Source organism: Blautia sp. aa_0143 (assembly GCF_004167315.1).
In the GTDB taxonomy this organism is placed as follows: Bacteria; Bacillota; Clostridia; order Lachnospirales; family Lachnospiraceae; genus Blautia_A; species Blautia_A fusiformis.
Window position 1 is genome coordinate 40230 of record NZ_RCXU01000029.1, and the last position, 8919, is coordinate 49148.

General features: G+C 45.3%; 7 protein-coding genes. 5 read left to right on the plus strand and 2 right to left on the minus strand.

All coding sequences use genetic code 11. From position 1 onward, the window contains the following. The first annotated feature begins 39 nt into the window (after window positions 1–39). The gene (locus EAI83_RS13940) at window positions 40–2940 is read left to right on the plus strand and encodes a L,D-transpeptidase (RefSeq protein WP_129975788.1); all 2901 of its coding nucleotides are present in this window, start codon (window positions 40–42) and stop codon (window positions 2938–2940) included. 171 nt (window positions 2941–3111) lie between these two features. Next, window positions 3112–4659 (plus strand): GH25 family lysozyme, encoded by a 1548-nt coding sequence (locus EAI83_RS13945; protein WP_129975790.1) that lies wholly within the window; start codon window positions 3112–3114, stop codon window positions 4657–4659. Window positions 4660–4702: 43 nt separating this feature from the next. On the opposite strand, the gene EAI83_RS13950 is transcribed toward EAI83_RS13945, so the two are convergent. Beyond that, window positions 4703–5041, minus strand: a complete 339-nt coding sequence (locus EAI83_RS13950; RefSeq protein ID WP_015527421.1) for an EamA family transporter — start codon at window positions 5039–5041, stop codon at window positions 4703–4705. After that, entirely contained in the window at window positions 5034–5384 is a 351-nt protein-coding gene (locus EAI83_RS13955; protein WP_015527420.1) for an EamA family transporter, read from the minus strand. Before EAI83_RS13955 ends, EAI83_RS13950 begins: the two co-directional genes overlap by 8 nt. A gap of 168 nt (window positions 5385–5552) precedes the next feature. Between EAI83_RS13955 and EAI83_RS13960 the strand changes: the two genes are divergently transcribed. From EAI83_RS13960 to EAI83_RS13970, 3 genes are read left to right on the plus strand one after another with little or no spacing between them, the layout of a single operon-like run. Next, window positions 5553–6485 carry a glycosyltransferase family 2 protein gene (locus EAI83_RS13960; RefSeq protein WP_129975792.1) on the plus strand — a complete coding sequence of 311 codons (933 nt, stop codon included), beginning with the start codon at window positions 5553–5555 and terminating at the stop codon, window positions 6483–6485. After that, a complete protein-coding gene (locus EAI83_RS13965) occupies window positions 6485–7456 on the plus strand; it encodes a hypothetical protein (protein ID WP_192926493.1) in 972 nt (323 codons plus the stop codon). Before EAI83_RS13960 ends, EAI83_RS13965 begins: the two co-directional genes overlap by 1 nt. Continuing rightward, window positions 7453–8745 (plus strand): ATP-grasp domain-containing protein, encoded by a 1293-nt coding sequence (locus tag EAI83_RS13970; RefSeq protein ID WP_015527416.1) that lies wholly within the window; start codon window positions 7453–7455, stop codon window positions 8743–8745. Before EAI83_RS13965 ends, EAI83_RS13970 begins: the two co-directional genes overlap by 4 nt. Window positions 8746–8919 lie beyond the last annotated feature (174 nt).

Below are 8919 nucleotides of genomic sequence, written 5' to 3' on the forward strand. Positions count from 1 at the left end.
CAATAATTATTTACAGCAGCATGATCAGGAGGGATTATCGTGAAGAGAAGAGTTGTGGCAATTTTTCTCAGTCTGACATTATGCATGGGCGGAACTCTGGAAGCCGGCGCTGCGGCTTTGGGAAGTACAGACGTGCAGATGGCAGCAGAGACAGCCGGCGATCCGGCTGAGGATGTATTCAGTGATGAAGAGGGAACGACTGTACAGCAGCCGGAGACAGAAGCGGGTCAGACAGGTAGTACTGACAGTTCAGAAGAAATACCGGTTGAACCGGAGAATCCAGCAGAGACACCGGATGTTATAGAAACACCGGAAACTACAGAAACACCGGAGGCTACAGAAACACCGGAAACTACAGAAGCACCGGAGGCTACAGAAGCACCGGATGCGACAACAGAAGACAGTACAGATCCGGGCGATGATTTCAGTGCAGGTGATGCACAGGAGCTGGATGCACCGTCAGCAGATACCGCAGTACAGAACAAAGTAGAGAACAACAAGGCAGAGGAAACTTCTGCTACCGGAGCATCACTGGTAAACGGTGTAGTCGTTGCCAAGACAAGTGACTGGGTTTCTGCAAACGGTTTTTACAGACTCCGCAAAAAGAAGGTTGCTGCATCTGCAGCCCCGGAGGGAAAAGCTTCTGAGGATCCGGCAGAAAGCAGTGAAGAAGAGCAGAAAACAACAGTTGATGAAACAGCTGCAGCAGTACAGGAAGTACAGCAGACTGAAGAGCTTCCGGATGGTGCAGCAGAGAGTGATCAGGCTCAGGCGATCCAGAATGAGTCAGCAGAAGGAGAGCAGGAGACTGCAGCTGAGGAAGGTACAGCAGAAGAAGCGCCTACAGAGGAAGTATCCGCAGCAGAAGCTTCTGCAGAGACAGCACCCGCAGAAACAGAGACGGCAGCCGAAACATCAGAGAGCGTAGATAACGCAGAGACTCTTGCCCTGGATGAAGGGAACGCTTCTCAGGTATCAGAAACAGGTTCCATCGAAGATAATTATTTTACTGCGCAGGATGGTCTTCTTAAGATCAATACCAACGGACATGTGGGATATTATCTTTTTAATGAAGACGGATATCTGGTAACCGGCCGTATGACCCGTGAGCCAGGTGCAGCAGGTTATACCGGAACACAGAAGACAGAATGGTATTTCCTCGAAAACTCCAAAGCTTCCCTGTATTCGGATTCCACCGGAAAAGCAATCACACCGTGGACATCCAATCTTGGCCAGCAGAAGAGAAATTACTGGTTATGGACAGGAACTGTTTTCCGCTATTATAATTCCCAGGGTGATTACAAATCCATAGAGGCTCAGAACCTTGTAGGCAAGATCAAGAAGATCGGAAATGCTTATTATACACTGATGCGTAACGGAAAACCGCGAACAGGAATCCTGAAGCTGACAACCGGTTCCACAACATATCAGTATTACTTCCAGCCGGCATCAAAGGCAGGAGAGATTCCAGGAAAGCTTTTTTATGGCGGATGGACATATGTTTTAAACAGCAAAAATCAAAAACGTTTTATCTATTGTAGTCCGAAGGCTGCCACACGTGGACAGATCATGAAACATGGAGTTTATGTATCACCTGTAATGTCCAAGAAATATCGATATATGCTGAATGCCAGCGGCTATGTTATGACGAATACAATGGCGAAGGCGCAGAATAACGCATATTATGTTTCAGACAGCAAGGGCCGCATCATTACAAAAAAACTTGTGAAGTATAAAGGCAGCAGATATTATTTCGGAGGCAATGGCCAGAGAGTTTCCTGGAAGAACTGCTGGCATGGCTGTCCGGGAGCATCCAACAAGATTTATTATTTCGGAAGCACAGCAGGAAAAGTTGTTGAAAAATATGGCTGGCAGAAGGTGACCGACGCAAAAGGCCAGTTCTTCGGATGGTTTTACTTTGACAAAAACGGAAACCACTATAAGAGCCAGATGATAACAAACAAGTCCTCCAAAAAGAGCTATTACTTTAATAGCACAGGACAGCTTGCAACAGGAAAAACAAAGATCGGCAAAAAATACTATTTCTTTGCAACATCAGATGCCAATGCGCACAGAGGCTGGATGTACAAGAGTACATTGATCCGTTACCAGAATAAGTGGTATTATGCAGGCGGCAACGGTGTTCTGAAAAAGTCAGGCTGGCAGAAGGTCGGTAAATACTGGTACTATCTGCAGAACTATACCGTTGTGACAAATAAATCTATGAAGCGTGGTTCCGTAAATGGTTATCTGGACAGCCAGGGACGTTTTTCCACCGGCTGGGTGATCGTCAGCGATTACTATGATCAGGTCAAATATATCGATCCGGACAGCGGTTCCAAGTATCTGACCAATACAAGCAGATGGATCGATGGAAAACTGTATTACTTTGATAAGGATGGTTACCGCCGCAATGATGTTTCCAGTATTTACGGAGGACCATATTACCTGGAGGTTGATAAGACCAACGGTGTTATGACTGTATACACAAATAGTAGCAAGACGATTCCTGTTAAGACAATCCGTGTTTCTGTAGGTCTCGCCGGAACACCTACATGGGATGGTACATACAGACTGACCCGCAGTCTGAGATGGCAGCCACTGATGGGACCGTCCTGGGGACAGTATGGAACACATGTTGACGGATGCGGACAGGGAGGAATCTTTATCCATTCCGTAGCCGGATCGACCAGGAGTGTTTATAATCTTCCGGCAGGCGAGTACCTGAAGCTTGGTCAGCCTGCATCTCACGGATGTATCCGTACCTGTGTGGCTGATGCGAAGTGGGTATTTGAGAACTGTAACGGTTCTACGATCCACATTTACAGCAGCGGAAATTACGTTAACAATGAATCCTTCAAGGGACCGTTAGGCCGCAGACCGCTGGCAACCTTCCGTGGAGCCGGAAACTTTGATCCTACAGACCCGGAAGTTCCGTGATCTTTACCGAACAGTACCAGAAAGAAATATATAGAATAACTGAAGACCGATGTTCAGCTGTATGAAGCTGACATCGATCTTTTTCCATATATGGCTTTACTTTCCATTTTTTCATATGTATAATAAAAGTCATGCACAAATAAACAACATAATTTATGGAAGGAAACTAAAATGAAAAACTGGAAGAAATGGCTGGTGGCAGGCTGTATGGCAGCACTGCTGGGAATCGGAACAATGGGAACTACAGCGATGGCCATGGGCGGCGGAGGCGTAGACCGAAGCGAGGCAGTTGCTGAGGAAGAAAAGGTCCCCAGCGGGAAGGCAACACAGAATTCCAGGGTAAGTTCAAAGGCTTGGAAGAAGATCAACGGTGTCTGCTATAACGGAAGCGGCCAGAAGCTGGAAGGTGCTGTCACACGTGGAATCGATGTTTCTGAGTGGCAGGATACCATCAACTGGAGCCAGGTCAAAAAATCTAATGTAGATTTTGCCTTTGTCAGGATCTCCTATGGTCTGAATCATCTGGATAAGACATATGATTACAACATGAAACAGGCAGAGAAGGCAGGAGTTCCGACAGGAACCTATGTGTACAGCCTTGCGCTGAACACACAGCAGGCACTGAAGGAAGCGCAGCTTGCTATCCGTAAAATGGATGGATATAAAGTATCCTATCCGGTGGTTTATGACATTGAATATGATCAGATGCGCAATCTTTCCGCATCACAGATCGCAGATCTGGCAAAGACCTTCTGCAATGAGGTAAAAAAAGCCGGATATCATCCAATGATCTACTGCAATACAGACTGGTATGACAACAAGCTTGACTGGAGCAAGATGACAGGTTATGATGTATGGCTTGCGCGGTATGGTGATACGATCCCGGCTCCTGACAAGAAAAAGTACAAATATACCATCTGGCAGTCCACCGATGGTGACGGTGGCGGATATCTGAATACCACCAAGGGTCTGGTTGCGGGAATCCCGTCTTATTCTACTGTAGATATTGACTTCGGTTATGTTGATTATACCAAGATCATCACACCCAGATGGCATGTACAGACCGGATACAAGGCATCCACCAGACCGGATACCAGCAACTATAAAGGAAAAACCGGCTGGGCAACAGAGAACGGAAAGAAATTTTATTATGTCAATGGTGTCAAAAAATACGGCTGGGTTCAGGTGAAAAATAAGAAATATTATATCCATAAGACCGCAGGAATGTGCCGTTCAAAGCTGATCAGGGATTCCAAGAATATTTCCAGATATGTAGACAAAAATGGAGTCCTTGTGAAAAATACTTGGATCACCTATAAGGAGAAAAAATATTATTTTGACAAAAACGGACATGCGTTAAAGGGCATGAAAAAGGTTGGAAAGGACTATTATTATTTTCAGGCCAAATACGGATACATGATGAGACATGTGCGGTACATGAACAGCAGGAATGATGTATATTATTTTGGCGGTGACGGCGTTATGGTCAAAAAGGTATTCTATACATGGAGCGGAAACAATGAAAGCCATACCTATTATTTTGGCTCCAATGGAAAGATGCAGAGAGGCTGGCTCAAACTGGACGGAAAGAGATATTATTTTGATCCGGAAACAGGAATCATGTACAAAAACTGTACTATTGAGAAAAACGGAAAGAGCTATACATTCGATGAAGATGGTGTATACACAACTGTATCCGCAGCAAATAAGAAAAAATAAAAAAATGCCGGCAGCGAACATAAAGCTGCCGGCATTTTTATGATCATAAGGTATAAACAAGGATTCCCAGGATGATGATCAGATTTCCGATGATCTTTCCGCGGGAAATCTTTTCTTTCAGGATCCGCCAGGAAAACAGCAGGACAAAAACATAGGCGGCAGTATCAATCACCGGTCCGAATTTCATATCCACTTTGGTGTAGCACCAGGTATTCAGGAGTAACACTCCAAAAAAGATACCATAGGCCAGGATCACCCGCCAGTTCAGATATTCCCGGAGGGGATTTTTATATTCCATATTGGCACTCTGCTTCAGAAGTACCTGGGAAATTGCCGAAAAAAAGGTTCCTGCCAGCATGATCAGCATAAACGTTCTATTCATATCTCTGCACCATCCAGACTCCGATCAGAACGATCAGGATGCCGATGATGTTCTGAAGCGAAAGATTTTCGTGAAAAATGATCACAGCCCATACCTGGGACCACAGAAGATAGACGCTTTTGTTGGCGTAGGCCGTGGAAAGGGAAAATTTTTTGATCACCTGCTGCCATGCAATGGCGTAGATCCCACAGTTTGCGATCATAAGAAAAAGAAATACATAGAGAAGAGGACTATGAAGCCCTTCTTTATTGTAATAAACCGATGCAAGCTTGGAAAAAACGCTGGTAAGAGAAAACAGCAGGATATTCAGATGAAGCTGAATATAATCTTTGATTTTTGTCATGTTTCCTCCATATCATAAATGCGATTATCATAGACTGATAATCAATATATATCATCCGGCAGGTTTATGCAAGAAAATGTTTGAACAATGTAACGGTTTACAACAGGAAATGAAAATGATAAGATTAAACGATAAGTGTCAATTGATACAAAAGAGAGGAAAAACGATATGTGTTTATATTCAGTGGTTGTTCCTGTATACAATTCAGAACATACGCTGCAGGAACTGTACACCCGTCTGGAAAAAGTATTCCGTGAAACGATAAAAGAAGAATTTGAACTGATCCTTGTAGATGACGGGTCCAGGGACCGGTCTTTTGCGGTTATGCAAGAACTCCGGGAAAAAGATCCCCGTGTCAAGATCATCCAGATGGCAAGGAATTTTGGACAGCATCCTGCGCTTCTGTGCGGATTTGCCCACGCAAAGGGAGAGTTCATCGTAACTATGGATGATGACCTTCAGCATCAGCCTGAGGAGCTCCCCAAAATGATCAATGTAATGAAGGAACGTGACGATGTGGATGTGATCATCGCAAGCTATGAAGGACGTAAGCATAATCTGATCCGGAAGCTGGGCACAAAGCTGTCTGTATGGGCAACTTCCAAAATGCTCGGCAAGGATCCGAACCTTCAGATCACCAGTTATCGACTGATCCGCCGTTTTCTGGTGGAAGCCATGCTGAAGACCAATACATATCTTCCGCAGATTGGAAATCTTCTGGTTTTAAGCTCCAACCGTATCATCAATGTTCCGGTGCAGCATGCAGCACGTGCATATGGAAAGAGCGGATATTCTTTTCGCCGCCTTGTGAAGGATCTCATCTATGATATTACTGCCCATACGGCATTTCCGTTGCTTATGGTGCGAAACATCGGCATTGCCAGTTTTCTGGTAAGCTTTTTACTGGGGATCTATTATCTGGTGAGATATTTTCTGTGCGGGATCTCAGTAGAAGGCTGGACATCTCTGATGCTTGTGATACTGGCATTTTTCGGACTGACATTGCTTTCGATCGGGATCATCGGTATTTATCTCATGAATATTCTCAATGAGGCCAAAAAGATGCCGCACTATGTGATCCGTCAGGAGGAGACAGACTGATGAAAAAAGAGATCGGCGGCTATCTGGAACTGGAAGAACCGGCGGGACAGGAATACTATCCGGATCTCTGCGGCGTGAATCTCGGAAGAACAGCGCTTTTGTGGCTGATGGAAGCACGCAGGTGCAAAAAGATCTACCTGCCATTTTTTCTCTGCGATTCCGTAACCGGTGCCTGTGAGAAATCCGGGGCAGAAATCGAATTTTATCATATGGATGAAGGTCTGCATCCGATCCTTGAGGAGAGAACGCTTCCGGAAGGAGAATATCTGTATCTGGTAAATTATTATGGCCAGCTTACCGATGATAAGATCCGGAAATATAAAAAAATCTATGGAAATATCATTGTGGATCATACGCATGCGTTTTTTCAGAAGCCGCTGCCGGGTGTGGACACTCTGTACTCCTGCAGAAAATTTCTCGGAGTCAGTGACGGAGCATATCTGTCTACCGATGCGGAACTGGAACCGGAAAAGAAGCCTCTGGACCATTCCATGGGAAGAATGGAGCATATTCTGGGACGTTATGAATATGATGCCGGAACCTTCTATCAGAAAATGCTGGATAATGCAGCAAATTATCATGAGATGGAGATCCGCCGAATGTCCCGTCTGACCGGAAACCTCCTCAGGACTATGGATTATTCCGGTATCAAAGCAAGAAGAGAACAGAACTACCGTCTGCTGTCGCAGCTTCTTCCTTCAAGGAATGCTTTTACAGGGGAGGTGCCGGAGGGACCGTTTGCCTATCCGTATTATCATAAGAACGGATTAGAGCTTCGACGCTGGCTGGCAGGCCGGAAGATTTTTGTGCCGACAAACTGGCGTAATATCCTGGAAGAATTTGACAGGGATACCATGGAATATGACTGGGCTGCCAATGTGCTGCCGCTTCCCTGTGACCAGAGATACGGGACAGAAGAAATGCAGTATATCGCGGATTCCATAAGAGAATGGGAGGAAACGGAATCATGAAACACAGATTGCTGATACTGGGAACGTTGGGAGAATTTGAGCAGCTGGTGCAGAAGGCCCGCGAAAAAGGATACTACACCATTGTCTGCGACGGATATCCGGATGGTCCGGCAAGAAAATTTGCAGATGAGGCATTTCAGATCCCGGTAACAGATACGGAACGGATCGCCTGTCTCTGCCGAGAAAAAGAGATCGATGGGATCATCACATCCTTTTCCGACCTTCTTCTGGAATGTATGGTAAAGATCGCGGACCGGGCAGGAATCCCCTGTTATCTGAAACCGGAGCAGCTTCCCTGGTATCGTGATAAATCAGCGACCAGAGCACTGCTTACTGAACTGGGACTTCCCACTCCAGGCTTTCGAAAAATCCCGATCGCATATTTTAAAGACAGGTCCAAAAGAACTCAGCTGAAAGAGCTGCTTGAGGGACTTCGTTATCCGGTGGTCAGCAAGCCACTGGATAAATACGGCTCCCGCGGGATCTATATATCCGAAGATCTGGAGGAGCTGATAAACGGGGCAGAAAAAACAGCAGGATTTTCTGATATGCCGGAGATTTTGGTGGAAGAATATAACGATGGCTATGAATTCAATATGATGACCTGGGTGCGGCATGGAAAAGTCCATGTGATCAGTATTGCAGACCGTGAAAAGACATTTGTTGCCAAAGGTGAGATCCCCATCAGCACAAGAAATGTGTATCCTTCCAGATTATTGTCAAAAGTTGAAAAGCCTGCCACAGAACTTCTTCAGGCATATGCGGACAGAACCGGTCAGAAAGACGGAGCCCTTTCCATGCAGTTTTTCTGGAAGCCGGGAGAAGGTATCCAGGTCTGCGAGATCGCCGCACGATTTTTCGGATATGAGCATGAATTGACCGATATGGTCTATGGCTTTAATATGGAAGAGCTTCTTCTTGCATCTCTCTATGATCCGGATAAACTGGAAAAAATGCTTGCAGAACACGATGTTCATAAACCACAGTGCTGTGGAGCTGTCATTTATTTTCAGGGAAGGCTTCTTACCATTGAAGATCAGTCTGCGGCAGTCCGGCTGGGAGAGAAAGAACAGGTGGAAAAGCCCTGGATCTTTTATCAGGAAGGAGAGAAGGTCATTGAGCATGGTCCTAATCCGTATCTGGCATTATATTATGTAAAAACAGAGAATCGTAAGGAAATGGATCTTCTCACAGAAGAGTTTTATGAGGAAATGCATATTCTGGATCCCAACGGCCAGGAGGTGGCATACCATAATCAGATCCCGGATTATGCACCGGCAGAAAAATAGGCATTGAATTTACAACATGAGTGTGAGAAAATGGAATGTGCAGTTAATGTAGAAAAACCATGAAGAATAAGAAATAAAGAGGAAATACATGATTGATTTTAACAGACCTGCGTTTACAGGTAAGGAATTTGAGTACATCCGTGACGCAGTAGAACGGGGAATGCTCTGCGGCGA

Coding starts and splice junctions, on each gene's coding strand:
- EAI83_RS13945 (WP_129975790.1), top strand. CDS start 3,112: ATGAAAAACTGGAAGAAATGGCTGGTGGCAGGCTGTATGGCAGCACTG.
- EAI83_RS13950 (WP_015527421.1), bottom strand. CDS start 5,041: ATGAATAGAACGTTTATGCTGATCATGCTGGCAGGAACCTTTTTTTCG.
- EAI83_RS13955 (WP_015527420.1), bottom strand. CDS start 5,384: ATGACAAAAATCAAAGATTATATTCAGCTTCATCTGAATATCCTGCTG.
- EAI83_RS13960 (WP_129975792.1), top strand. CDS start 5,553: ATGTGTTTATATTCAGTGGTTGTTCCTGTATACAATTCAGAACATACG.
- EAI83_RS13965 (WP_192926493.1), top strand. CDS start 6,485: ATGAAAAAAGAGATCGGCGGCTATCTGGAACTGGAAGAACCGGCGGGA.
- EAI83_RS13970 (WP_015527416.1), top strand. CDS start 7,453: ATGAAACACAGATTGCTGATACTGGGAACGTTGGGAGAATTTGAGCAG.